This window comes from Lysinibacter cavernae, assembly GCF_011758565.1.
Lineage (GTDB): Bacteria > Actinomycetota > Actinomycetes > Actinomycetales > Microbacteriaceae > Lysinibacter > Lysinibacter cavernae.
The window spans coordinates 254,313-279,091 of sequence record NZ_JAAMOX010000003.1 but is presented as its reverse complement, the minus strand read 5'-3'; the positions used below and the strand labels follow the sequence as shown (position 1 = coordinate 279,091).

23 protein-coding genes and 1 riboswitch are annotated in these 24,779 nt (G+C 61.0%); of the genes, 7 read left to right on the top strand and 16 right to left on the bottom strand.

Annotated features, from left to right (window positions below):
• Positions 1 to 3: 3 nt before the first annotated feature.
• Genes crtI through FHX76_RS15245 form a run of 3 tightly spaced genes read left to right on the top strand, consistent with a single transcriptional unit; the run spans position 4 to position 3,121 of the window.
• On the top strand, positions 4 to 1,617 hold the full coding sequence (gene crtI / locus FHX76_RS15255; protein ID WP_341777974.1) for a phytoene desaturase family protein: 1,614 nt from the start codon (positions 4 to 6) through the stop codon (positions 1,615 to 1,617).
• Complete coding sequence (locus FHX76_RS15250; protein WP_341777973.1) at positions 1,614 to 1,967, top strand: lycopene cyclase domain-containing protein; 354 nt, start codon at positions 1,614 to 1,616, stop codon at positions 1,965 to 1,967. The genes crtI and FHX76_RS15250 overlap by 4 nt, the downstream gene beginning before the upstream one ends.
• Positions 1,967 to 3,121 carry a prenyltransferase gene (locus FHX76_RS15245; RefSeq protein ID WP_167152306.1) on the top strand — a complete coding sequence of 385 codons (1,155 nt, stop codon included), beginning with the start codon at positions 1,967 to 1,969 and terminating at the stop codon, positions 3,119 to 3,121. Before FHX76_RS15250 ends, FHX76_RS15245 begins: the two co-directional genes overlap by 1 nt.
• Here the strand turns inward: FHX76_RS15245 and FHX76_RS15240 are convergent.
• The 4 genes from FHX76_RS15240 to FHX76_RS15225 all read right to left on the bottom strand — a co-directional run bounded on the left by FHX76_RS15240 (position 3,118) and on the right by FHX76_RS15225 (position 7,482).
• Positions 3,118 to 3,777: a phosphatase PAP2 family protein gene (locus tag FHX76_RS15240; RefSeq protein ID WP_167152185.1), complete on the bottom strand. Its 660-nt coding sequence runs from the start codon at positions 3,775 to 3,777 to the stop codon at positions 3,118 to 3,120. The two genes, FHX76_RS15245 and FHX76_RS15240, sit on opposite strands and share 4 nt — an antisense overlap.
• Positions 3,777 to 5,627, bottom strand: a complete 1,851-nt coding sequence (locus FHX76_RS15235) for an ABC transporter ATP-binding protein (protein ID WP_167152183.1) — start codon at positions 5,625 to 5,627, stop codon at positions 3,777 to 3,779. The genes FHX76_RS15240 and FHX76_RS15235 overlap by 1 nt, the downstream gene beginning before the upstream one ends.
• Positions 5,628 to 5,666: 39 nt before the next feature.
• Entirely contained in the window at positions 5,667 to 5,882 is a 216-nt protein-coding gene (locus FHX76_RS15230) for a hypothetical protein (RefSeq protein WP_167152181.1), read from the bottom strand.
• A gap of 169 nt (positions 5,883 to 6,051) precedes the next feature.
• Entirely contained in the window at positions 6,052 to 7,482 is a 1,431-nt protein-coding gene (locus FHX76_RS15225; protein WP_167152179.1) for an MFS transporter, read from the bottom strand.
• A gap of 426 nt (positions 7,483 to 7,908) precedes the next feature.
• On the opposite strand from FHX76_RS15225, the gene FHX76_RS15220 reads away from it, so the two are divergent.
• Positions 7,909 to 8,556 carry a hypothetical protein gene (locus tag FHX76_RS15220; protein WP_167152177.1) on the top strand — a complete coding sequence of 216 codons (648 nt, stop codon included), beginning with the start codon at positions 7,909 to 7,911 and terminating at the stop codon, positions 8,554 to 8,556.
• A 2-nt stretch (positions 8,557 to 8,558) separates the two neighbouring features.
• On the opposite strand, the gene ribH is transcribed toward FHX76_RS15220, so the two are convergent.
• The 7 genes from ribH to FHX76_RS15185 form a co-directional block, all read right to left on the bottom strand.
• On the bottom strand, positions 8,559 to 9,041 hold the full coding sequence (gene ribH / locus FHX76_RS15215; protein ID WP_167152175.1) for a 6,7-dimethyl-8-ribityllumazine synthase: 483 nt from the start codon (positions 9,039 to 9,041) through the stop codon (positions 8,559 to 8,561).
• 64 nt (positions 9,042 to 9,105) lie between these two features.
• Complete coding sequence (gene ribB, locus FHX76_RS15210; protein ID WP_167152173.1) at positions 9,106 to 10,377, bottom strand: 3,4-dihydroxy-2-butanone-4-phosphate synthase; 1,272 nt, start codon at positions 10,375 to 10,377, stop codon at positions 9,106 to 9,108.
• A 2-nt stretch (positions 10,378 to 10,379) separates the two neighbouring features.
• Positions 10,380 to 10,997: a riboflavin synthase gene (locus tag FHX76_RS15205; protein WP_167152170.1), complete on the bottom strand. Its 618-nt coding sequence runs from the start codon at positions 10,995 to 10,997 to the stop codon at positions 10,380 to 10,382.
• Positions 10,997 to 12,106, bottom strand: coding sequence for a bifunctional diaminohydroxyphosphoribosylaminopyrimidine deaminase/5-amino-6-(5-phosphoribosylamino)uracil reductase RibD (gene ribD, locus FHX76_RS15200; RefSeq protein WP_167152168.1), 1,110 nt, complete (start codon positions 12,104 to 12,106; stop codon positions 10,997 to 10,999). The genes FHX76_RS15205 and ribD overlap by 1 nt, the downstream gene beginning before the upstream one ends.
• A gap of 59 nt (positions 12,107 to 12,165) precedes the next feature.
• A riboswitch (FMN riboswitch) is annotated at positions 12,166 to 12,320 on the bottom strand.
• Between the two features lie 148 nt (positions 12,321 to 12,468).
• Positions 12,469 to 13,785: an MFS transporter gene (locus tag FHX76_RS15195; protein ID WP_208402757.1), complete on the bottom strand. Its 1,317-nt coding sequence runs from the start codon at positions 13,783 to 13,785 to the stop codon at positions 12,469 to 12,471.
• Positions 13,786 to 13,790: 5 nt separating this feature from the next.
• The gene (locus FHX76_RS15190) at positions 13,791 to 14,261 is read right to left on the bottom strand and encodes a MarR family transcriptional regulator (RefSeq protein WP_167152164.1); all 471 of its coding nucleotides are present in this window, start codon (positions 14,259 to 14,261) and stop codon (positions 13,791 to 13,793) included.
• A 50-nt stretch (positions 14,262 to 14,311) separates the two neighbouring features.
• Positions 14,312 to 15,280, bottom strand: a complete 969-nt coding sequence (locus FHX76_RS15185; RefSeq protein ID WP_341777971.1) for a sugar-binding transcriptional regulator — start codon at positions 15,278 to 15,280, stop codon at positions 14,312 to 14,314.
• A gap of 116 nt (positions 15,281 to 15,396) precedes the next feature.
• Here FHX76_RS15185 and FHX76_RS15180 point away from each other — a divergent pair, with 116 nt between their 5' ends.
• The 3 genes from FHX76_RS15180 to FHX76_RS15170 all read left to right on the top strand — a co-directional run bounded on the left by FHX76_RS15180 (position 15,397) and on the right by FHX76_RS15170 (position 19,710).
• Entirely contained in the window at positions 15,397 to 17,172 is a 1,776-nt protein-coding gene (locus FHX76_RS15180) for a glycerol-3-phosphate dehydrogenase/oxidase (protein ID WP_167152162.1), read from the top strand.
• Positions 17,173 to 17,254: 82 nt separating this feature from the next.
• On the top strand, positions 17,255 to 18,826 hold the full coding sequence (glpK, locus tag FHX76_RS15175) for a glycerol kinase GlpK (protein WP_167152160.1): 1,572 nt from the start codon (positions 17,255 to 17,257) through the stop codon (positions 18,824 to 18,826).
• Positions 18,827 to 19,185: 359 nt separating this feature from the next.
• Positions 19,186 to 19,710, top strand: coding sequence for a hypothetical protein (locus FHX76_RS15170; protein ID WP_167152158.1), 525 nt, complete (start codon positions 19,186 to 19,188; stop codon positions 19,708 to 19,710).
• Positions 19,711 to 19,809: 99 nt separating this feature from the next.
• On the opposite strand, the gene trpS is transcribed toward FHX76_RS15170, so the two are convergent.
• The 5 genes from trpS to FHX76_RS15145 all read right to left on the bottom strand — a co-directional run bounded on the left by trpS (position 19,810) and on the right by FHX76_RS15145 (position 24,778).
• Positions 19,810 to 20,814: a tryptophan--tRNA ligase gene (gene trpS, locus FHX76_RS15165; protein ID WP_167152156.1), complete on the bottom strand. Its 1,005-nt coding sequence runs from the start codon at positions 20,812 to 20,814 to the stop codon at positions 19,810 to 19,812.
• 61 nt (positions 20,815 to 20,875) lie between these two features.
• On the bottom strand, positions 20,876 to 21,721 hold the full coding sequence (locus FHX76_RS15160) for an exodeoxyribonuclease III (RefSeq protein ID WP_167152154.1): 846 nt from the start codon (positions 21,719 to 21,721) through the stop codon (positions 20,876 to 20,878).
• A 9-nt stretch (positions 21,722 to 21,730) separates the two neighbouring features.
• Complete coding sequence (locus FHX76_RS15155; protein ID WP_167152152.1) at positions 21,731 to 22,720, bottom strand: YihY/virulence factor BrkB family protein; 990 nt, start codon at positions 22,718 to 22,720, stop codon at positions 21,731 to 21,733.
• Positions 22,721 to 22,730: 10 nt separating this feature from the next.
• Positions 22,731 to 23,888: a low temperature requirement protein A gene (locus FHX76_RS15150; protein ID WP_167152150.1), complete on the bottom strand. Its 1,158-nt coding sequence runs from the start codon at positions 23,886 to 23,888 to the stop codon at positions 22,731 to 22,733.
• Positions 23,889 to 24,016: 128 nt separating this feature from the next.
• Positions 24,017 to 24,778, bottom strand: coding sequence for a succinate dehydrogenase iron-sulfur subunit (locus FHX76_RS15145; protein ID WP_167152148.1), 762 nt, complete (start codon positions 24,776 to 24,778; stop codon positions 24,017 to 24,019).
• Position 24,779 lies beyond the last annotated feature (1 nt).

Genomic DNA, 24,779 nt, shown 5'->3' with positions numbered 1-24,779 from the left:
ACAGTGAAGAAAACGCAGCCTCACACCCCATCCACCGTTGCGGTCATCGGCGGTGGAATCGCGGGTCTCGCGACCGCCGCCCTCCTCGCAAACGACGGTCACTCGGTGACATTGCTCGAGCGCCGGTCGGAACTCGGCGGGAGGGCCGGTAGCTGGGAAGCCGAGGGCTTCCGTTTTGATACCGGGCCGTCCTGGTATCTCATGCCTGAGGTTTTCGAACATTTCTTCCGGCTGATGGGTACAACGGCCGAGCGCGAGCTTGATCTTGTCAAACTTGACCCTGGATACCAGGTGCTGTTTGAAGGTGAGGATGCTCCGGTCACGATCGCCGCCAGTGCCGCGGCGAACCGCGAAACCTTTGAGCGGCTTGAACCAGGCGCAGGTCGGCAGTTTGATCGCTACGTTGCCTCTGCCAAGGAGACCTACACCGTCGCAACAGAGTCGTTTTTATACACCAACTTTGAGGGTCTCTCGGCGTTCACCAGCCCGAAGGTGCTTCGCCGCGCTGGCAAGCTCGTGCGGCTACTGCTGCAGCCGCTTCACTCCTTTGCTAGCGGCTACTTTCGAGACTCCCGTCTTCGCCGAATCCTCGGGTATCCGGCAGTATTCCTTGGGTCCTCGCCGTTTGTGGCCCCCGCGATGTATCACCTCATGAGCCATCTTGATCTCACGGATGGTGTGTACTACCCAAACGGTGGCTTCACAACGCTTATCGCCGCGTGCGAACGGGTCGCGCGCGAAGCCGGAGTCACCGTCATTACGGAGGCTGAGGTTGAACGAATCGAGGTTGGCGACGATGCGCGGGTCACCGGCGTTCGCTACCGGGCAGCCGATGGCAGCGTTGAGACGATCAGCGCAGACGCTGTTGTGTCTGGCGCCGATCTCCACCACACAGAGACGAGCCTGCTCGAACCGCGGTTTCAGAGCCGACCAGAACAGAAGTGGGACAAAGCGGTGCCAGGGCCGGGAACGGTGCTCGTGTTCCTTGGCGTCGAGGGGGAGTTGCCCCTCGAACACCACACGCTTCTCTTCACGGAAGCCTGGAAAGACAACTTCGAGCGGATCTACCACCCGGCCAACCCCGTCGGCGCAGTGTCGTCCCAGACCTCGCTGTACGTCTGCCATCCGAGCAGAACCGACCCATCGGTCGCGCCAGAGGGCACCAGCAACCTCTTTGTGTTGGTCCCTGTTCCATCGGACCCGGCACTCGGTGGCGAAGGCGACGCCGAGATTCGACGTATTGCAGACAACGCCATCGCGCAGATCGCAGCGTGGGCCAACATCCCTGACCTCGAAGAGCGGATTCTGGTGCGCCGTGAAATTGGCCCAGCCGACTTCGAGCGAGACTACAACTCGTGGAAGGGAACCTCGCTTGGCCTGGCTCACACCACAGGGCAGAGCGCGTTCTTTCGCGGGTCAAACGCGTCCGAGAAAGTTGCCGGTCTCTACTACGCCGGCGCCACGACGGTTCCAGGTATCGGGCTACCCATGTGCCTCATCAGTGCAGAGCTGGTCCTGAAGCGGATGCGCGGCGACCGAAGCAACGGGCCACTGCCAGAGCCAGCGTTAAGCACAAACCCGCTGGCGCAGTCGAGTGATCGGACCACCACAACGTGATTCCCGGTCTGTATCTTGGCCTGCTGGTGTTTTCGTGCGCTGGCATGGTCATCCTCGACTGGCGCTACACACTCTTCTTCTGGCGCAGCCCGGTCCGGGCGGCGGTCACGCTTGCGCTTGGGCTTATTGTGTTCATCGTGTGGGACGTGTGGGGCATTGCCGAAGAAATTTTCTTCCGTGGAGACAGCCCCCTGCTTGTTGGGCTCAACGTCGGGCACGAGTTCCCTGTTGAAGAGCTCTTCTTTCTCACCCTGCTGTGCTACCTCACGATGAATCTGTATAACGGCCTCGCCCGTTTCGTTCGCGCGAGGGATGCCCGCGCCGAGTCAGCTGGCGGTGACCGGCCGTGATGTACCTCACTATTGACCTCATCGTGCTCGGGGCGGCGCTCCTGATTGCGGGTCTCGCCGTTTTGTTTGGCGCGAGGGTGTCGCTACGCGCGGCGGCTCTCAGCTTTGTGGCGCTGGTTGTGGCAACCGCGGTTTTTGACAACGTCATGATTGCCGTTGGGTTGTTTACGTATGACCACGACACCCTGCTTGGGGTGTATCTTGGCCGGGCGCCAGTTGAAGACTTTGCCTATCCGCTGCTCGCCATCATCATGCTCCCTGCGCTCTGGGAACTCTTCGGCCGGTGGAAATCTCACGACGTGCGAACCGTTGTGCGTTCGTCGCGACCCATTAGCTGGGTCAACACTGCGTATCCGTTTGCCGCGGCGTACCTGCTCACAACGGGAGAAATTGGCCTGCCGCTCATCATTGGCACACTGTTTTTCCTGGTGCCCTACAACATGCTCATGTACGGCGTGAACGATGTCTTCGACTACGAGTCTGACCTCAGAAATCCGAGAAAGGGTGGTGTCGAAGGCGCGGTGCTTCCGAAGCGATTGCACCGACCGGTGCTGATTGCTGCCACGGTATTGACCGTTCCCGGTGCCGGGTATCTGCTCGCGATCGGTAGCCTGCAGTCTGGCATCCTTCTTGTGCTGTGTCTTGCCGGAGTGCTGGCGTATTCGGTTCCGCCCCTCCGTTTCAAAGAGCGGCCCGTTTTGGACTCGGTTACCTCAAGCTTGCACTTTGTGGGGCCAGCCATTGTTGGGCTATCGCTCGGAGGCGTTCGCTGGGATGCGCAACTTGTCGCGTTGCTGCTTGCGTTCTTCTTTTGGGGCTGCGCGAGTCACGCGTTTGGTGCGGTGCAGGATGTCATCGCGGATCGTGAAGCTGGCATTTCGTCGACGGCAACCGTGTGGGGTGCGCGCCTGACGGCGCGTCTCGCGATTGGTCTGTATCTGGCCGCCGGTATTGTGGTGCTCTTCTCCGGCTGGCCCGGACCGCTGGCCGCGCTGCTCGTTGTTCCCTACCTCGTTGTGGTCGCCCCCAGCTGGAATGTCACTGATGCGACGTCTGCCGGAGCCAATCGAGGGTGGCGCTGGTTCCTCTGGCTCAACCAGTTCACGGGATTCGGCGTCACAATGTTGCTGATTTGGTTCGCGATGAGTCGTTAGGCCGGCGTTTTCCTTCGCCGCAACGTTTCGCGTTCGTTCGCAAGACGGTAGGCGAGCGGTGCCCACACCACAAGAGCGACTCCTGCGCCCAAGAGCACGCCCCCGATGGTGTCGCTCAGCCAGTGCGCGCCAAGGTACGTCCGGCTGAGCATCATGAGCGCCGTGTAGCAGGCACCAGCGATCCACACCCAGACCTTTGGGAAAATGAAGCCGAGCGTGACCGCGATTGTTGCGGCATTCGCCGAGTGGCCTGAGGGGAACGAGCCAAAATCGGCGTGCACCAGAATGTCTTCAGGACGTGCCCTTCCGACGAGGTGCTTGAGCAGCTGAACCAGCCCAGCACTCGCCGCTGCAGAGATCGCGTAGAAGAGGGCGGCCCATCTTCGCCTGAGTAACAACAGAATGACAACGGTGGAAATGGGCACCACAAACACGCCAATGATGCCGCCGCCGAGGTAGTTGAACAGCAGCGCAACCCCCTCGCCAACGGGGGTTCGGATGAGCAGCATATCCGACATCCACGACTGGTCGAAGCCGAGCGGCTCGGCATTGCGAAGCACGAGCACCCCGCCGAGCGCTAGCGCGAGAACGAGCGCGGTGACTCCACTCACAATGGGCCAGCGGCGGCTAATCTTCCGCTCGGTTGTGATGCTCATTACGCCAGGAGTTGGTGTCGTGCGAGCTCCTTGTAGAGCGGCGTGGTCTCGATGAGTTGCGCGTGCGTGCCTTCGCCAACGATCTCGCCGTGGTTGAAAACCACGATCTTGTCGGAATCAACAACCGTCGAGAGGCGGTGTGCGATCACGATGAGGGTACGGTCTGCTGCGACGGCGTCGATGGCCTCGCGCATCATTTGTTCGTTTGCCCCGTCAAGGCTCGACGTTGATTCGTCGAGCAGCAAGATGGGCGGGGCCGCAATGAGCGCACGTGCGATGGCAAGGCGCTGTTTCTCGCCCCCCGAGAGCATGATGCCGTTTTCGCCGACTTCTGCGCCTAATCCGGCTGGATCGCGGTCAAGTACCTCGCCAAGATTTACGGAGTGCAGCACCCGCGTGCAGTCTTCGTCGGTTGCGTCTGGGGCCCCGAGCGTGAGGTTATCGCGAAGGGTGCCAGCGAGCACAGGGGCGTCTTGCTCAACATAACCAAGCTGTGAGCGCAGGTCGGTACGTGACAGCGAGCGGATATCAATGCCACCAAGCTTGATGCTGCCCTCCTGCGGGTCGTAGAAGCGCTCGATGAGATTGAGCGTTGTGCTCTTTCCCGCGCCAGAGGGCCCAACGAGTGCAATGCGGGTGCCGTGCTCTGCGGTGAATGAGATGCCCTTGAGCACGGGCGTTTCGACGAGTTCTTGCGTTGCCGCCGCGCCGTTTTCTCCCGGAATATCAACGAGGGAGCGGTAGGTGAAGTGAACGTCGTCGAACGCGATGCTCGGGGCTGAGGCATCAGCCTCGCTCAGGCTCACGAGTGGTGCGAGCTTCCGGTCGTGCTCGTCCTCAGTTGGCAGGGCGATGATCTCTTGGATGCGTCCGAGCGCGCCGAGTGCCTGGTTGACCGCGCTGATTGCGCCAAATGCCTGGCCGAGGGGCATGATCATCATGAACAGGAACATGATGAAGGTGACAAGGCTGGCAATGGGGATCGCGCCGCTCGCGACACGGAAGCCTCCCACTCCCAGAACGACGAGGAACGATACCTGCATCGCGATGCCAGCGACCGGAACAACTAGTGCCGAAATCTTGGCAACGCTGATGCCCATTTTCCAGGCGCCAACGGCATTCTCGGTGACCGCATCCGCCTCGCGTTTGGTTGCGTTTGACGCTCGCACCGTGCGAATGGAGCTGATGGCGCGTTCGACGGAGGCCGCGAGGTCACCAACCTTTCGCTGAGCTTTTGCGCTCGCCGTGCGAATGCGTGACGACAGGGCAACGACCACCACGACTGAGATTGCGACGACGGCAACCGTCAGGCCGAGCAGCACGGGGTCGATGATGAGCATGGCGATAACGGCGCCAACGAACGTGAGTGAGCCGCCAATGGCCTCAACAAGGCCCTGTGTCAGAACTGCGCGGAGGAGTGTGGTGTCGCTGCCAACTCGGGAGACAAGATCGCCGGTGCGTCGCCGGTCGAACTCGCTAATCGGGAGGTTGAGGATGCGCGAGATGAGCTTTCGTCGCGACGAGAGCACAACGCCCTCACCCATGCGCTGCAGGAGATAGTGCTGGAATCCGCTGAGCAGGGCGGAAGCAACAACCAATGCAATGAGTACCCAGAGGAGCATCCCCATCGGCTTCTGCGCTTCAACGCCGGTGATGACCTGGCCAACGAGCAGGGGTTGAGCGAGCGAGGTTATCGCGCCAACGATGCTGAGCGCGATGACAAACCAGAGGATGCCGCGCTGTTCGAAGATGTAGGGGAGGAGCTGCTTGAAGGTGGCCCGCGGCCCGGCGTCGTCGCCTTTGCCTCGTCGGGTGCGTGTGGTTCGCGAGGTCGTGCGAGTGTCGCTCATAACTTCTTCCTGCTTGCGAAATGGCTGATGGCCCAACGTCTATTGTCGCCCATATTTCTTGTGGACTGCCTGCTTGCTCACCCCGAGGGCCGTCGCGATGAACTGCCAGGAGATGCCAGCCATGCGTGCGCGGCGAACGACGGTCGCTTCGTAGCGGTCAAGTTCGCGTCGGAGTTCGGCGACCGCGGCAAGCGCTTCGAGGGGGTTCTCTGCTCCCGCATTGTCTGCGAGTCCGTTGATGGTGGTAATACTCATGCCGCGCCTCCAGTGAAAGTCAACCTACATTGACGCTACCAGCTATCCAAAAAATGTCAACCCTGATTGACGTCCCAGTGCTCGTGGGGCGCAAAAAAGCTCGTGGGGTGCGAAATTTCGCACCCCACGAGCAAGAACGCACCCCGCGAGCGGGGGAGAGCCCATCGAGCTACTGGATGTTGCCCTCGTAATCGTCGTCCTTGGTCTCCTTCGAGGCAAGCAACGCGATGAGCGTCAGTACACCCATTGACGAGAGATAGATTCCAACGAGCCACGGGTTGCCGCCGCCGACAGACCACAGCCATACGGCGATGAACGGGGCGACGGCCGCTCCGAGGATGCTTGCGAGGTTGTACGCAAACGCCGAGCCTGTGTAGCGAACGTTGGCAGGGAACAACTCGGGGAGGAGCGCGCCCATCGGGCCAAAGGTCATTCCCATGAGGGTAAAGCCGATGATGAGGAAGGCCATCGCCATCGCTCCAACAAAACGAGGGTTGTCGTCGGCGTTGCCGCCGAGGAACAGCGTAAAGGTGAAGCCAAAGAGAATGATGGCGATCGTGACCCAGATCAGGAGTTTGCGGCGGCCAAGGGCATCCGCAAATGGGCCAGAAATGAGGGTGAACAGGCCAAAGAAAATGACGCCAACGATCATCATCAGGATGAAGTCGTTGCGACCAAAGCCGAGGCCGGAAACGTAGTCGGCAGGCAGGGCTGCGCCGCCGGCGGTTACCTGGCCAATGGTTGGCTTCGTGCCAAACGTCAGCGTAAACGTCGTCATGAGGTAGAAGAGCGAGTAGGTTGCCACCATGGCAAATGTGCCAATGATGAGGTTGCGCCAGCTCGATTTGAAGACGGCCGTGAGCGGCAGCTTTCGAACCGCGCCTTCCTTGACAACACGCGTGAACGAGTCGCTCTCAACGAGGCTCAGTCGAACCCACAGACCAACGATAACCATGACGGCCGAGACGAGGAACGGGATGCGCCAGCCCCAAGCGAGGAACGCCTCAGAGGCCTGAGTTGGGTCGTCTGGGTGTGGGAGCAGCCAGTTGATCATGAGGAATACACCGTTGGCGATGATGAAGCCAATTGGGGCACCGAGCTGCGGGAACGTTCCCCAGAAGGCGCGCTTGCCTGGGGGCGCGTTTTCGGTCGCAACCAGAACGGCACCTGACCATTCGCCGCCGAGGCCGAGGCCCTGTCCGAAGCGCATGAGTACGAGAAGCGCAGGGGCCCAGTATCCGATGGTGTCGAAGGTTGGAAGGAGGCCAATGATGAAAGTTGAGATACCCATCGTGAGCAGCGAGGCTACGAGCGTGACTTTGCGGCCATACTTATCGCCGAAGTGGCCAAAGAAGAGCGCGCCAACCGGGCGGGCGACAAAGGCCACACCAAATACGGCAAACGAGCTCAGAAGCGCAACGGTGGCGTCGTCGGTGTTTGCAAAGAACAGCGCGGGGAAAACCAGAACCGCGGCCGTGGCGTAGACATAAAAGTCGTAGAACTCAATCGATGTGCCGATGAGGCTCGCGAGGACAACGCGACCGGGGGTGTTCTTCGACTTTGCGCTGACTGAAGGTTCAGCAACAGCGGATGATGACATGGGTGCTCCAACTAGATGGGGTGCAGAAAAGGTGTGGAGTGCCCGTGGCTGTGCATGTCACGCTGGTTGGTGCGACATCTGACAGACAGAGGCCCCCAAGGCTTGTGACCGACGGGTCAACGATACACCCGTTTTTGGCCGATTGCAGGCGCAGCGGGCTTGGCGGAAGCGGTGGTGGCGAACTCAACTCGTGAGGGCCATGCCATTCCGTACTGATAAAAATTCAACCATGAACGTTATGCCTGAATGTTTTGAGGACTGCCAACTGATAGGTTTGCGGGGAAAACGTACCTTCGAGTACTGGCCATATTGGCTCATTCCGAACCATCTGAAAGTGATGATGAAACTCCACACCCCCCTGAGAACCCCCCCCTGACTCTCCTGACCGCTGGCATCATCGTGCTTGGAGCGGCCGGGTGTGCAACCGTGAAGCCGGTCAACGAATCATCATCAACCAAAACGTCTCAGCCGACTTCGACACCCGAGCCAACGACCTCGAGCCCAACTCCATCGGCAACAACGGGACAGGGGAGCTTCACCGCGGCCTCGTGGTCGAACCCCATCGCCGCGACCGGTGAATCCCTTGGCGCGATTGAGGGCGATACTGTGCGGGCGGATATCTACCAAGCCGCAATCGGAGCCGCGAGCCGCGACAGCTCAGTGGTTGATGCCACAACGAAAGAGCCACTCACGAAGGCAGGTGACCCACTGGTCGCTTTGGAATTTGTGGTGACCAACACCAGCGACGAGACGATCTACGTCGACGATGTGTTCGCTACGGACTCGGTCAGGAACGATAACTTTGTCTACACCGGCGGCATTAACCCTTCGGTCGAGTACGAGTGGTTCGCCGAAGCCGGGCTGTTTTCAAGCGCGGTCAACGTCGATAAGCGCGTTGACAATAACCTTTACGAACTGCTTCCTGGCGAGTCGGCCGCCTGGACCCGTGCCTACAAGATCTATTCGCCGGAAAACGAAGTTGAAATCCTAATGGATGGCCGACTGGCGGATGGCTCGCGGTCGACCGGTCCAAAACTGCTGAACGGCACAGCAGACGTCACCATCAAGCAGTAGGCCTACGCGCTTAGGGTTTGCAGCAGCTTGGCGGCGGCAACCGCCGCCATCGCTGCTTCTTCTCCCTTGTCTTCTTTGGATCCTGGCAGGCCGGCACGGTCGAGACCCTGCTGCTCGTCGTCAAGCGTGAGTACCCCAAACCCAACGGGCTTGCCCGTGTCGAGCGCGACGCGGGTCAGGCCGCTCGTTGCGGCATCCGAAACGAACTCAAAGTGGGGCGTTCCGCCACGGATAATGACGCCAAGCGCGACGGCGGCGTCAAAACCGCCGTTGACGGTTGAGGTCAGGGCGGAAGCGCACACGAGCGGGAGCTCAAAGCTGCCGGGCACGCGAATAATCTCGTAGGTTGCGCCGGATGCGCTGAGGGCTCGCTCGGCCCCGGCGATGAGACCATCAGTGATGGTGTCGTGCCAGCTGCCCGCAACGATTGCGACCCTGAGGCCGGTTCCGTCTGCCGTGATTGTTGGGATTCCTTCGACGCTCATGCGTGCTCCTTGCTGATCTGTTTGACGATGAATGACCCGCTGCGGGCCCATGATTGAGGGTGAGTTAGTCGTGCGACGGAGGGGTCGGGGCGCCGATGAGGGATCCTGATGGCAGCTGGTGGCCCATCCTGTCGCGCTTCACCTGAAGATACGCGTCGTTTCCTTCGGCAACGCCAACCACCAGCGGGATGAGCTCGGTCACTGTGATGCCGTGGGCCGCGAGCTGCTTCGCCTTATCAGGGTTGTTGCTGAGGAGGCGAACCTCGGTAAGGCCGAGGTCACGAAGGATGTCAGCTGCCCCGCCGTAGTCGCGGGCATCGCCGGGGAAACCGAGCGCGAGGTTGGCATCGAGGGTGTCGAGTCCCTGCTCTTGCAGGCTGTATGCACGGAGCTTATTGGCGAGGCCAATGCCTCGGCCTTCCTGCCCGCGGATGTAGACAACCACCCCGCCGTGTTCGGCAATGTAGTCGAGTGAGGCGTCAAGCTGCGGCCCGCACTCGCACTTGAGCGACCCGAAGGCTTCTCCTGTGAGGCATTCGGAGTGTAGGCGGACGATAGCGTTGTTTGGAACCGATTCACCCGAGATGAGGGCGACGTGGTCGATGCCGGTCTGACGATCGCGGTATGCGCGCATCCGCAGCGAGCCGTGCGTGGTTGGCACGGTGGTTTCGGCGCGAACGCTCACGCGTCGCTGGCCAGTCTCGTTGCGAGCCTCGCCGGTCTGGCCGTCTCGTTCGCGCAGGTAGTTGATGAGTTGCTCAATAGTAATGACCAGCACGCCGTCGCGTTCGCCGAGCTCAAGGAGCTCTGGAAGCCGCATCATCTCGCCGCTGTCTTCAACGATCTCGCAGATACCGGCAACCGGGGTGAGGCCAGCAAGCTGCATGAGCTCGACTGCGGCTTCGGTGTGGCCAGCACGTTCGCGCACTCCACCATCAACCGCGCGGAGGGGCACGATGTGGCCGGGCCGGTTCACGCTTCGGGGGGTCGACTCTGGGTCGGCGAGCACCTGCAGCGTGTAGGCGCGGTCCGCGGCGCTGATGCCGGTTGTGATGCGGTCTGCCGCGTCGACGGTGACGGTGTAGGCGGTTCCGCGGTCGTCCTCGTTGCGCGCGACCATCACCGGAAGCTCAAGCCTGTCGGCAATGTCGTTGGTCATCGGCGCGCAAATGAAGCCGGACGAGTGGCGGACTGTCCAGGCAATCCACTCCTGCGTTGCGAGCTCAGCAGAGATGATGACATCGCCTTCATTCTCGCGGTTCTCATCGTCGGCGACGATGACGGGACGACCTGCGCGGAGAGCCTCGAGCGCCTGCTCAATTGTTGCGAGTGCCATGGTTAGGCCCCTTTCTGGGTGAATGCAGCTGCCCGAATGATGTGGCGGGCAAGGATGTCTGTTTCGATGTTGACGCGATCGCCAACGACTCGTCGTCCGAGCGTTGTTGCGGTGAGGGTTTCAGGGATGAGCGACACTTCAAACCACTGCTCAGCCTCGGCAGCTGGCGACACGGCGCTGACCGTGAGCGAGACGCCGTCGACCGTGATCGAGCCTTTGTCGACCACGAGTGGCGCAAGCTCATCGGCGAGGCTGAAGCGCAGCACGCGCCAGGCATCCGCCTGCGTGACGGAACGCACCTCTGCCGTGCCGTCAACGTGCCCCTGCACGATGTGGCCGCCGAGGCGATCGCCAAGCTGGGCAGCACGCTCAAGGTTGACCGGGAGGCCGGGCTGCGCACCGCCGAGGGTGCTCATCGCGAGTGTTTGTGCCATGACGTCGGCCGTAAAACGGGTGCTGTCGAACTCGATCGCCGTGAGGCAGACGCCGCTGACGGCGATCGAGTCGCCGTGCTTTGCTCCCTCGAGGGCTTTGGCTCCAGCGACAGTGAGGCGAAGCGAGTCGCCAACCTGTTCGACGCCGATAATGCTGCCGGTTTCTTCGATGAGTCCAGTGAACACTAGTTTTCCTCCTTGGTCGCTGTTGCGGGCGACAGCGTTGAATCGTGATGAAGGGCAGCGGGATGCGCGATGATGGGGTGCGCGATGATGCGCACGTCGTTGCCAAGAACCGTGGTGCTGAACGGCGTCAGCCTGATGGCCTGGTCGATGGTGGCTACGCCAAGTTCGTCGAGCGCCAGCCTCGAGCCGCCGAGCAATACTGGCGCGAGATAGGCGTGCACCTCGTCGACGAGGCCAGCCCGTATAAACGCGCTCGCGAGCGTTGGACCGCCCTCAACAAGTACGGTGCGGATGCCGCGGTCGCCAAGCTCGTGGAGGAGCAAGTCAAGGTTGGTTCCGTGAAAGATGATTGGGGACTGCGGATGCGCGTGCAGCGCGGCATCGGCGGGGATGCTGCGCTTGCCGACCACAACGGGGATCGGCTGTTTGAGCATGAGCGTTCCGTCTGGGTAGCGCGCGGTGAGCGAAGGATTATCGGCAAGAGCGGTGCCAGTGCCAACGACGATTGCGTCAACCGCGGAGCGGCGCACGTGCACGTCTGCCCTGGCCTCTGGTCCCGTAATCCACTGACTTGTGCCATCGTTTGCCGCAGCGCGCCCGTCGAGGCTGGAAGCCCATTTGAGGATGACGTGTGGCCGACCCGTGCGGGCAAACGTGAGCCACGGGCCGATGAAGTGCGAAACCTCGTTGGCGAGGAGGCCGCCGGATACGGTGACTCCGGCATCCATCAGCCGCTGCGCGCCGCCCCCCGATGCTACGCCGGTGTCGCTGACCGCATAGATCACTGAACCGATTCCGGCAGAAAGAATCGCTTCTGCGCATGGGCCGGTTCGGCCGGTATGGTTGCACGGCTCAAGCGTGACCACAGCGGTGAGCTGCCGAGCGTTGTCGTGATTGCGCCATTCTGGGGCCAGGTTTGCGATTGCCATGACTTCGGCGTGCGGGGTGCCTGCCCCCTGGTGCCAGCCCTCGGCAACGGTTTCGCCGTTTGCGTCAAGGATGACGCATCCGACCTGAGGATTTGGGTTGCCGCTTGGTCCGCGGCCGGCCAACTCAAGGGCCCGCGCCATCGCCGCCACTGCGGCGGGGGAGTCTTGGGTGAGTGTCATTCCGGTCCTTTGATGGGTCTCCGGAGCTCACCTTGGACACGCGTCGCCAAACGCGCCTCCAATGCTTCCTCTCATCCGGACTAACGTCCACCTGTGTGGACGCATCACCGTCGGTGCTGGAATTTCACCAGCTCAACCGGGTCTGAGTGTTTCATCTGACTCGGGTCGCGGACTATCACCGCCGGTTCGGATTCTCACCGACCCCGGAGCATTACGTTGTCTATCCTAGGCCAACGCCGCTGCCTGCGACAGTATTCCCGTGTGTGGCAGTTGTCCGTCGCGGGGCGCATTCTTGCTCGTGGGGTGCAAATAATTGCACCCCACGAGCAGAAACGCACCCCACGAGCCAGGAGAGGTGGCGGCTAGCGCGGGGTTGTTGCCTCGATGATGGCGATTTCGCGGGTTGCTGTTTCTTCGTCCTTTGGCTCAGGGGCGCCGTAGTAGACAACCATGCGTGGCGACTGCCTCATGCGGTACTTGACCCGAAGACCTCGGTATTTGATGAGCCAGAACAGGATGATGGCACCGGCGAGGAGCCCAGAAAGGGCGGCGACACCGATGGCCCAGCGGGGCCCAAACTCGTCGGATACCCAGCCGACGAGGGGTGCGCCGAGCGGAGTTCCGCCGGCAAAGATCGCCATGTAGAGCGCCATAACTCGGCCGCGCATGACTGGCTCTGTTGTCGTTTGAACGTAGGCGTTTGCCGTGGTCATGAGTGTCAGCGAGGAGAGCCCAACAACGGCCAGCACGGCCGCGAAGGTGCCAAACGTTGGCATGAGCGCGGCCGCCCCGCAGGCCAGGCCAAACGCCACGGAACCGAGCAGGATCATGCGCAGTCGTGGCGTGCCTCGCCTGGCCGCGAGCAGCGCGCCAACTACCGAACCGATGGCCATGATCGAGCTCAGCAACCCGAACTCGCCGGCGCCCTTGTGAAACTCGATGGTCGCCATGGTCGAGGTGAAGATGGCGAAGTTGAAGCCAAACGTGCCAACAAGAAAGACGGTGATGAGGACAACAACGATGTCTGGCCTCCGCCACACATACTTGAAGCCCTGCAGCAGCTGCCCGCGCTCGCGGGATGCCCGAGGCTGCGGCTTGAGCTTGTCTTTTCGGAGCATCATCATCGCGAATACCGTGAAGGCGAACGTCACCGCGTTGATGAGGAATACCCATCCTGCGCCAACGGCCACGGTCAGGAGCCCCGCGGCCGCAGGGCCGAGCAAGCGGGCGCCGTTGAAGGATGCCGAGTTGAGGGCGACGGCGTTGGGAAGGTCGTCGTGGCTGACGAGCTCGCTCACAAACGTCTGTCGCGCCGGGGCGTCGATGGCCGCAACAATCCCGAGGCCGAGTGCAAAGCCGTAGACGTGCCAGAGCTCAACAACCCCGGTCACCGTAATGATGCCGAGGCCAAGCGCGAGGGCACCCATGAGCGTCTGCGTCAGCATGAGCAGCTTGCGCCGATCGAATCGATCCGCAATGAGCCCCGACCACGGCATGAGCAGAAGCTGCGGCCCGAATTGGAGAGCCATCACCACGCCAACCGAGGTTGCGTTGTGGTTGGTGAGCTGCGTGAGCACGATCCAGTCCTGGGCCGTTCGCTGCATCCAGGTGCCGATGTTCGAGACGAGCGCGCCGGCGAACCAGATGCGGTAGTTCACACCTTTCAGGGACCGGAACATTGCACTCAACTCTGGGTAATCTCCTTCATCAATTCGGTGGCCTCTGCCAGTGTCTGCCGCTGGGCAGGGGTAAGTTTGCTGACGCGCTTGACGAGCCATTCGTCGCGCTGCCTTCGGACCTCAGACATGACTGCCTCGCCGGCGTCTGTAACGGAGAGCATGACCTTTCGACCGTCGTCTGCGCTGCCGCTGCGGCCAACGAGTCCTGCCTGCTCGAGCGAGTTCACCGTTCTGCTGGCCGACGGGAGTGTGACGCGTTCGTGCTCGCTCAGCTGGCTCAGCGTCTGCGGGCCGTGTGTCGAGAGTGCGCCAAGAGCGGAGAGCTGTCCGTCGGTCAGGCGGTTGTCTGCCTTTTCTTGCCTGAGTCTGCGGTTGAGTCGTGCATTGGCGATCCGGAAGTCGTGGCAGAGTTCGACAAGCGAGTTTCGGCGAGCGGATGCTCGCGCTGGCTTGGATTCCTCTGGCTCAACAGTCACAAGTACTGAGCATAACAAATTAGCTTTGCTAAGTAAATGGACCGCGAGTATCAGGCGTCAACCAGGCCGCGTGCGCTTTCCTCGTCGAGCACCAGATCGGTGACCACGTTGCCAGCGAGCAGCCCGAGGAGGCTTGGGATTTTTGTCGGGCCGGATGAGACACAAATGCGGCGGGGGATGGCGCGAAGCACATCCAGCCCAGGCCCGGAGGCCCGTGCGTTGAGGGGGATGTCAGCCCAGGTGCCGTCGCCCCGGTAGAAGACGGTTGAGACGTCGCCGACGACGTTCTGCTGGGTGAGCGAGACGAAGTCGGTCCGATCGAGGTAGCCGCCGCTATAGACGTGGCTCGTGACCTCTGCCCGCGGTGAACCGACACTAAAGAGCGCGATATCAACGTTGCGCTGCGTTTCGAGAATACGGTTGATGCTGCGCTCCTGCCAGAGGGCCTCGCGCGTCGCCGGGTTGTCAAAAAACGCGGGAACCGGAAACTGGAGGACATCAGAGGTGAAGGCTTCTCCAAATCGACGGAGGATGTCGTCGGCATACATGATTCCCGTTGTCCGCGAGTTTGCGGCCCCGTTCAGCTGCACAATCTGTGACGAACGTGTTGGTTTTGGGGAGAGGTTGCGGGCAACCGCACTGATGGTCGCACCCCATGCGACGCCGAGCGACATGTTGGAGTCGAACGCGTCACCAAGGAGTCGCGCAGCGGCGAGGGCGACGCGCTCGAGTCGATCGGTTTCGTTGACCGAATCGGGGACCGAAACGACCGTTGCCGCGATACCAAACCGGTTGCGCAGGTCTTGCTCAAGGAGCGAGGGGGCTATAAATGGCGAGTGGACGGAGATCTCCACGAGGCCCTCGTCTCGGGCGTAGGACAGGAGCCGTGAGACGGATGAACGCGAGACGCCCATCTCTGAGGCGACCGCCTCCATTGTCCAGTTCTCAAGGTAGTAATGCGTGGCCGCTGTGATCGCCGCGCGCACCTTTTGGGTGCTTTCCGCAGTGAAATCAGTCACCGGGAACCCCTATCTGCACGTTTGTGCATTGATTATGAGCAAATGTCTCAGGTCGCCATACTATAACGAGAACCGCGCAGTTGCAGCATTGTCTCCGCAAGCACTAAAGGAAGCTCATGAACGCCAAGACGACACCGTCCTCCGCCGAAACCTCGACCAGAGAATCCGTCCGAGCGCTCGCCGCGAAGCCGCGAGCCAGCGTTGTTGTCATCGGCGGTGGCATCAACGGCATCGCAACCTTCCGCGACCTGGCACTACAGGGCGTTGACGTCATCCTCGTCGAACGCGGCGACTGGTGCTCGGGGGCATCCTCCGCCTCAAGCCACATGATTCACGGAGGCATCCGCTACCTCGAAAACGGCGAGTTTCGTCTCGTACGCGAATCGGTGCAGGAGCGCAACGGACTGCTCCAGATCGCGCCGCACTACGTGAAGCCCCTGCCAACGACGGTTCCTATCTTCAGTACGTTCTCCGGCATCCTGAGCGCCCCGATGCGCTTCCTCACGCACCGCCAGGGCAAGCCAAACGAGCGTGGAGCCTTCCTTATCAAGGCCGGCCTCGTACTGTACGACTCCTTCTCGCGCGGCTCGAAGCACTCGGACGCTGGGCAGGTGCCCCGCCACAAATTTGCAGGTCGCCGAAAGTCTCTTGCCGAGCTGCCTAAGCTCAACCACGATCTGAAGTACACGGCAACCTACTTCGACGCGTCAATGCACGACCCAGAGCGCCTCGCGCTCGATGTGCTCATGGACGGCCTCGCCGCGGGACCGCACGCCCGCGCCGCTAACTATGTCGAAGCAATCGGCATGGACGGCTCAGGCGTTATCGTGCGCGATACCCAGTCTGGCGAAACCATGACCCTCGCAGCCGATGTGATTGTGAACACGAGCGGCCCATGGACCGACCTCACCAACGAGGCCCTCGGCATGGAAACCAAGTACATGGGCGGGACCAAAGGCTCTCACATCGTGCTCGACAATACCGAGCTGCTTGAGGCCACCGGCGGCCACGAAATCTTTTTTGAGCACAGCGATGGTCGCATCGTGCTCATTTACCCGCTCAAGGGACGCGTCATGGTTGGCACAACAGACATCGACGCCGACCCGAGCATGCCAAGCGTCTGCACCGAGGAAGAGGTTGACTATTTCTTCGACCTCATTAGGCATGTGTTCCCAACCGTCGAGGTTGATCGTGAGCAGATCGTGTACCGTTTCTCCGGCATCCGGCCGCTGCCTCGGCACGATGACACGCAACCTGGGTTCGTTTCGCGCGACTACCGCATCGAGCGGCGTGGCGGAACCATGGCCGGCGCGCGCAAGACGCCAACCGTGCTGAGTCTGGTTGGCGGCAAATGGACCACGTTCCGCGCGCTCGCAGAACACCTCAGTCAGGAAGTGCTCACGGCGCTCGGACTCGACCGCGAAGTGAGCACCGCAGGGATGCCGATTGGCGGCGGCAAAGGATTCCCACGCACCGACGCCGCACGGGCAGAATGGGTGCGCAAACACCGCGGCGGCTTGAGCGCCGAGCGGACCGACGAACTCCTCACCCGCTACGGCACGCGAGCGGAACCACTTATCGACTACCTTGACGAGCACGGCGACGTGCCGCTCATCCATGCCGCACACTACTCGCGCCAAGAGCTCGACTACCTGATTGAAACCGAGTTTGTGGTCAGCATCCTCGACGTGATCATGCGCCGCACGAGCCTCGCCTTTGTTGGCTCGGTGACTGCCCCACTGATCGACGAGCTTGCCGATGTGCTTGCTGCTGACCTCGGCTGGAGCGCCGCAGAGCGCCGCCAACAGGTTGAGGCAACCAGACAGTCGCTTGAGCACGATCACGGCGTTCGGCTCGAGGCGTCACACGACAGTTCAACGGTAGTCTCGTAACGCCACCCAACCTGAGCGTCACCGCTCGCGCGCGATACGTACGGTCGCGCGCCATACCCAGACTCATAGAGGAGTTCAGCTGATGACTGCCCACATCGTTCTCGACGGAGAAGATGTTCGCCTGCCCGATAACGCTCATTCGGTGGACTACGTCCTCTCAATCGATCAGGGCACAACCTCTACCAGGGCGATCATCTTTGATCACGCTGGCACGGTCGTTGCCACGGGTCAGCTTGAGCACGACCAGATCTTTCCGCAGGCCGGATGGGTTGAGCACGACGCCACACAGATTTGGGACAACGTTCGTGAGGTGATCGGTCTCGCGTTGGCAAAAGCTAGCCTCACCCGGCACAACATCGCGGCCATCGGAATCACCAACCAGCGTGAGACGGCCGTCGTGTGGAACAAACACACCGGCAAGCCGATCTACAACGCCATCGTGTGGCAAGACACACGAACGCAGGCCATCGCGAACCGACTCGCCGGAGAGGAAGGCGTCACGCGGTTCTCGAAGACGGTTGGGCTGCCGCTCGCTACCTACTTCTCTGGAACCAAGATTGTCTGGATGCTCGAAAACGTCGAGGGCGCCCGCGAGCTTGCAAACAACGGCGACCTCCTCTTTGGCACAACAGACACCTGGGTGCTGTGGAACCTCACCGGTGGCGTCGACGGGGGAGTGCACGTCACCGACGTGACCAACGCATCCCGCACCCTCTTTATGGATCTCAAGACCCTCGACTGGAGCGACGAGATCCTCGCCGAGTTTGGCGTGCCGCGCAGCATGCTGCCTGAGATTAAGAGTTCGTCAGAGGTATACGGCTATGCGCACAGCTCGTCGCTGCTCCGGGAGGTTCCTGTGGCCGGCATCCTTGGCGACCAGCAGGCGGCAACCTTTGGACAGGCGGCCTTTGAAGCTGGCGAGGCAAAGAACACGTACGGCACCGGCAACTTTCTCATCGTGAACACCGGCGAAGAAATTGTGCACTCGACCAACGGCCTCCTCACCACCGTTGCCTATCAACTTGCAGGAGAGCCGCCGCGCTATGCGCTTGAAGGTTCCATCGCGGTAACCGGCTCGCTCATCCAATGGCTGAGGGATAACGTCGGTATGATTTCCTCGTCGGCGGAGGTCGAGGACCTGGCCGCGACCGTGCCAAACAACGGTGGTGCCTACTTCGTGCCCGCGTTCTCGGGCCTCTTCGCCCCGCACTGGCGGCCGGATGCTCGTGGCGCCCTCGTCGGGCTCACTCGCTTCGTGAATAAGGGCCACATCGCCCGCGCCGCCCTCGAATCCACCGCCTACCAAACGACCGAGGTGCTCGACGCGGTCAACGCCGATTCCAAGGTGCCGCTCACGGCGCTCAAAGTGGACGGTGGGATGACGGCCAACAGCACCCTCATGCAGTTCCAGGCTGACATGCTCGGGGTGCCGGTCGTTCGCCCTGTTGTGGCCGAAACAACGGCACTTGGCGCCGCCTATGCGGCAGGCCTTGCGGTCGGCTTCTGGTCGGGCCTCGACGAGCTGCGCGGCAACTGGCAGGAAGACCGGCGCTGGGAGCCCTCCCTCGACCGCGCCGAGCGCGATCGCCTGTACCGCAACTGGAAAAAGGCTGTCACCAAGACCCTCAACTGGGTCGACGACGACGTGCTCTAGCCAGCTGGTTCGCATCCGGCCTTACCTCGGCATCCGCCCGCCAACCTGTTTGCCCCAAAGTCCGGTTATTAAGTCACATTGGGCGGACTTTGGGGCGAACAGATGGTGCTCTAGGGTGGTCTCATTCGGTTTGCTGAGGCAGTATCCAACCGCTGATGTACGAGGTCTGTGACCTGAGAATCGCAACAACCGGCGAACGGACGCCCGGCTGAGTTTGGCCGACAACTCGCATCCGCGCGCGAACGACCGCAGTGCGGATGATTGGCGCCGAACACCGTTGTCGGGTCGCCAAGACGCAGGATCAGGCAGTGCCCAGCAGCTGGAGATAGTTTTAGGTTGTGACTGTTCGAAGGCAAACGATGCTGAGCGCTCCCGCGAGACGGAACGCGGCGTTGCTGTTTGCCGTAGCTTTTGGGTGTTCAGCTGGTGCCCTGTGCCTGGTCTTTCCTGGGCTTGCACAGCCAGTCCTCCTCCGCCATCTTGTGACGGTTGGGCTGATTATGATCGTCAGTATCGTGCTGTTCTGGAGAACCAGTGTCGTTCAGCGGGAGATTTCGACGGCTGAGACTGCCGGGCAAACCGTCATAAGGCCAACTTGTCTGAAACGGGTTCTTGGCGTTCTCTTTCTGATCCTTGGCCTCAGTATGCTTGCCTGCCTGAGCTACTACGCGTTCATTATGTACGCCTTCACCGTTGCGAGCGGACAGCTGTTCGTCGCCTATGGCCTCTACGTCGTCGTGTTCGGAATATCTGCTGCGGTGATGATGCCCAGCCTGTCAATGGCCAGTGCTCGGCTTTCGGGCGGTACTGATGCTGGCATTGGCACCGACGCCGTCACCGACACTGACACTGACACTGACGCTGACGCCTTCGGTCTTGCCTAATCAACAGCATCTATTCGCCTCAAAATCCGGTTATTAAGCCACATTGGGCGGACTTTGGGGCGAACAGATGGTGCTTTGGGGCCGGCACCGGCACCGGCGTTAGCGGCGCAGCAACCCGAAGCGGTCGTAGACCGTGTTGAGGGTCTCCTGCGCGACCGAGTTGGCTCGGTCTGCGGCGCGGGCGAGGAGGCGGTCGAGTTCGGCCGGGTCGGTGAGGAGCTCGTTGGTGCGTTCGCGGATGGGCGTAAACGTGTCGGTGACAACCTCAGCGAGGGCCTTTTTGAGGTCGCCGTAGCCGCGGCCCTCAAATTCGCGCTCGATTGACTCAACTGTGCGGCCGGAGAGCACCGCAAAGATGGTGAGCAGGTTGGAGACACCGGGTTTGGTCTCGCGGTCGAAACGGATCTCGCCGTCGGCATCCGTCACGGCGCGCATGATCTTCTTGGCGGTGACTTTTGGGTCGTCGAGAATCTTGAGGAGGCCCGCCTCGGTTGCCGCAGATTTTGACATCTTTGCGGTTGGATTCTGCAGGTCGTAGATCTTGGCGGTCTCTTTGAGGATTTGTGGCTTTGGTACCGTGAAGGTTTGCCCGTAGCGCGAGTTGAATCGTTCGGCGAGGTCGCGGGTGAGCTCAACGTGCTGACGCTGGTCTTCGCCAACCGGAACGGTGTCGGCCTGGTAGAGCAGGATGTCGGCGGCCATGAGGATGGGGTAGGTAAAGAGCCCAACCGAGGCCTTGTCGGCGCCGTGGCGGATCGACTTGTCTTTGAACTGTGTCATGCGGCTGGCCTCGCCAAAGCCGGTGATGGTGTTGAGGACCCAAGCGAGTTCGGCGTGAGCAGGCACGTGGGACTGCACAAAGAGTGTTGACTGGTCTGGGTCGATGCCGGCCGCGATGTATTGGGCGGCGGTTGCGCGCGTGCGCTCTGCCAGCTCGGCTGGATCTTGGGCAACCGTGATGGCGTGCAGGTTGACCACGCAGAAGTAGGCGTCGAAGGTCTGCTGCATGCCAACCCACTGGGTGAGGGCACCGATGTAGTTGCCGAGGTGCAGCGAATCGCTTGAGGGCTGCATTCCGGAGAAAATGACGGGCTTGTTGTTCATGATGACTTTCTGAACGGCGCGTACCTGGTACGCGAAGTGATGGTAGCTGGGGAGCTAAAAACTAGAGGCTGTAGTCGACCACAACAGCGGCGTGGTCGCTCCAACGGGTGTCGTAGCTCGCGGCGCGGTCAACAACGTAGTGCTCAACATGCTCGGCGAGTGCTGGGGTTGCAACGTGGTAGTCGATGCGCCAGCCGGTGTCGTTGTCGAAGGCCTGGCCGCGCTGCGACCACCAGGTGTATGGACCGTCGACGTCGCCGGCAAACTTGCGGCCGACATCCACCCAGCCGAGGCCTTTTGCTACCGACTCGTCAACGCCAACGACGTCTTCGTCGAGTGGGCCGAAAAAGCGGTCGAAGTAGGCGCGCTCGCGTGGAAGGAAGCCCGAGTTCTTTCGGTTGCCCTTCCAATTCTTGATATCAAATTCTTGGTGACCAACGTTGAGGTCACCCACGACGAGGGCGTAGGGCTGCTGCTTGGCGAGTTCGGCCATGCGTGTGGTCATTGCGTCGAGGAAGATCCATTTGGCGTCTTGCTTTGGGGTGTCAACAACACCGGAGTGCACGTACGTGCTCACAACGGTAAGCATCTTGCCGTTAATTTCGAAGTCGGCTTCGATCCAGCGGCCTGAGCTGTCGACTGACTCGTCGCCGAGCTCGATGCGGTGTGCGATGGACGGCTTGCGGCTTGCAATTGCGACGCCGGCGCGGCCTTTTTGATTGCAGGGGTCGTGCAAAACGTGCCAGTCGTCGCCAAGCAGGCCAACAACGTCTTCGGTCGAGGCACGGACCTCTTGAATCGCGAGGATATCGATGTCTCTGGTAGCGAGCCAGTCGCCCATTCCCTTGCGATATGCGGCGCGGATGCCGTTGGTGTTAATGGACGCGATGCGAACTGACTGAGCCATTGCTCAAGTCTATAGTGTGACACCGACACCAGGGCCGGTGCCGAGCCCGCCGGTGAGCGAATGCGGATGCTTGGCTCCCTCACCCATGTTTGGTTCGGTGCCGGGCAACGAACCAAACCGGTCTTCTGATTCGATGGCTATCCAGGCTGCCCCAAGCAACACCACACGGCACAGCAGGTTGAACCAAACAAGTAAACCGATGAGTGTTGCGAAGGAAGCGAGGAGCGGGTTATTGCCGACCCCAGACGCAAGCTGCGAGCCAAGAAGCATGATGACGCTCATTGCGAGGCCACCAACGAACGAGACTCTGAAGAGGATCGCCCCGTTGACCTTGACCCCGGAGAGTACCCGATACGTGGCGGCAAGGACGCCAGCATCAAACACAAACATGATGATGAATGCCAGCACCCTTGCCAGACCACTCACGATCCAGGAATCGCTTTCGAGGCCCAACGAATCCACCACGTTTGTGAGGAGTGAGCTGCTGAGCACCATGAGACCTGCCGAGATGATGACCGCGATGGCGAGTATAAATGCGAGGCCAAAATCGCGAACCTTGAGGATGAGCCCGTTTGAGGGATTCCACACGACTCCCATCATCCGTCGGATCGCCTCGCGGGCGGTGCCAAGCCAGCCGACGGCCACCCAGACGAGCGAGACAGCGGCGATGGCGCCGGTCCAGCCAAGAATCTGGGCTTGAAGCAACTCATCGAGGCTCGTGGCACCGTCGGGGCCGATAAGTCCGGGGACGAGCGTGTTGAGCCACTCAACCACCGCGGCCTGCAACTCGGCATTATTGCTGATCACAATTCCAAAGGTCGCAAACCCAACGTAGAGTGCGGCGAACAACGCAAAAATTGCCTGGAACGACAGCCCAGCCGCGAGCAGATTTCCACCGTTGGCCGAGAAATGCATGAACACGCGCACCACTCGAAAGGTCATAACCCATTTGGTCACCCGTTCGATGAGTGCAGTGATGCGCGCGATCAGCTGTTTCATAGCTTCAACCCTACAGAGGCTGCGGTGAAGGGGCGCAGCTTCTGGCCACCACGCTGGTGCAGCACGCTGCCAGAACGGTGAGCGCCGCGGTTACCTGGAGCGAGTAGGGAAGAAACGCGCTCAGCGCAATGGTCGCGGCAAGCATTGGGAACACCACATTCATCGTGGTTGTTGCTGAGCGGCGGATCAGCACAAGCCACACGGAGAAGACAAGGACTGCAACGGGAATCGTTGTTGTAGCTGCCGCCTGCACCGAGGCGAGGTCGGTATGTTCAGTTTGGATATCAATTGCAACTTCAAGGCCGGCAGAGAGCGCCGCTGCCGACGCGTAAATGAAGTAGTGACTGTATCCCCACAGCAGGGGAAAGCGGGTGGCGCCAAGCGCATCAGCCTGTGGCACGGTGAAGTACACCCACCAAATGGCGCACACGATTACGAGGCCGGTCGCCGAGAGGAGAACAAGTTGCCCGAGGTGTTCGGTTTCTGCAATTGCTTCAACAACCGCGTTGGTTGAGGCCAGGATCGTCTCGCCAAGCACGATGAGGGTGAATAGGCCGTAGCGTTCCGAGATGTGTTCCGGGTGCCATTTGGTGACCTGGCGTCGTTCGGCAATGACGGGAACGAGCACGTCGCACACAACGAGGAGGAGGAACGACGGAATCTGAAACGCGTCAGGTACCCAATAGAACGCAATCCAGCCAAGCTGAACGACCGTGATCCCTGCCCCGTACCGCAACCCAACCTGACGATACTCAGGGTCAGAGAACGAAACACGAAGCCATTGACTGACAAGGGCAATGCGCATAATGACGTACCCAAGAATGACGATGGAGAAGTCATGCTGGGTCATCGCCGGCACCGTTCCAGCTGCAAGGACGAGGGCACCACCGAGTTGGATAAACGTTGTCAGCCGATACAGCCAGTCGTCGGTGTCAAAGGCTGAGGCAAACCAGGTGAAGTTGAGCCAGGCCCACCAAATGGCAAAAAACACCATGAGGTAGGAGCCGACGCCGGCACCAACATGATTCTCGGACTCAAAGTGGTGCAGCTGCGACGATGCGAGCGAAATAGCAACAACAAAGACCAGATCGAAGAACAGTTCAAGTGGGGTGGATGCGCGGTGGGCTTGCAGTGGGTCGCGTGCCAACATCCGGCGAAGCGTAGCCATAATTCCTCGTCTCGTGAGCGAGGGGAAGAACAGCAGTGTACCCGACGTGGAAACGCATCAGGGCGACCCGTTCCAAAACCGAAGTTCTGTGTCGGATCGCCCTGATCTGTTCTGCGCTTGGTTGCAGCCTAGACGCCGCTGATAATCGCCTGCTTCACCTCGGCGATTGCCTTGGTCACTTGGATGCCGCGGGGGCATGCCTCCGAGCAGTTGAAGGTTGTGCGGCAGCGCCACACGCCCTCTTTATCGTTGAGGATGTCGAGACGCACCTGCGAGTTCTCATCGCGGGAGTCAAAGATGAAACGGTGCGCGTTGACGATTGCGGCAGGGCCGAAGTACTGGCCGTCGGTCCAGAACACGGGGCAGCTTGACGTGCACGCGGCGCAGAGGATGCACTTGGTGGTGTCGTCAAAACGCTCGCGGTCTGCGACCGACTGGACGCGCTCTTTCCCGTTGCCCGGCTCTGAGCTGGCAACGAGGAAGGGCTGCACCTCGCGGTACGACGCAAAGAAGGGCTCCATGTCAACGATGAGGTCTTTTTCAAGGGGGAGTCCCTTGATGGCTTCAACGTAGATGGGCTTCGAAATGTCGAGGTCCTTGATGAGCGTCTTGCAGGCCAGGCGGTTGCGGCCGTTGATGCGCATGGCATCCGAACCACAAATACCGTGGGCGCACGAGCGACGGAACGTGAGCGAACCGTCCTGCTCCCACTTGATCTGGTGCAGCGCATCGAGGATGCGGTCGGTTGGGTACATCTGCACGTCAAAGTCTTGCCAGCGCGGCTCGTCGTCGACCTCAGGGTCAAACCGGCGAATGATGAGCGTGACGGTAAATGACTCGTGCTTTTCGGGAGCGGCAGGCACGGTGGCCTCAGCAGTTGCGGTGCTCATG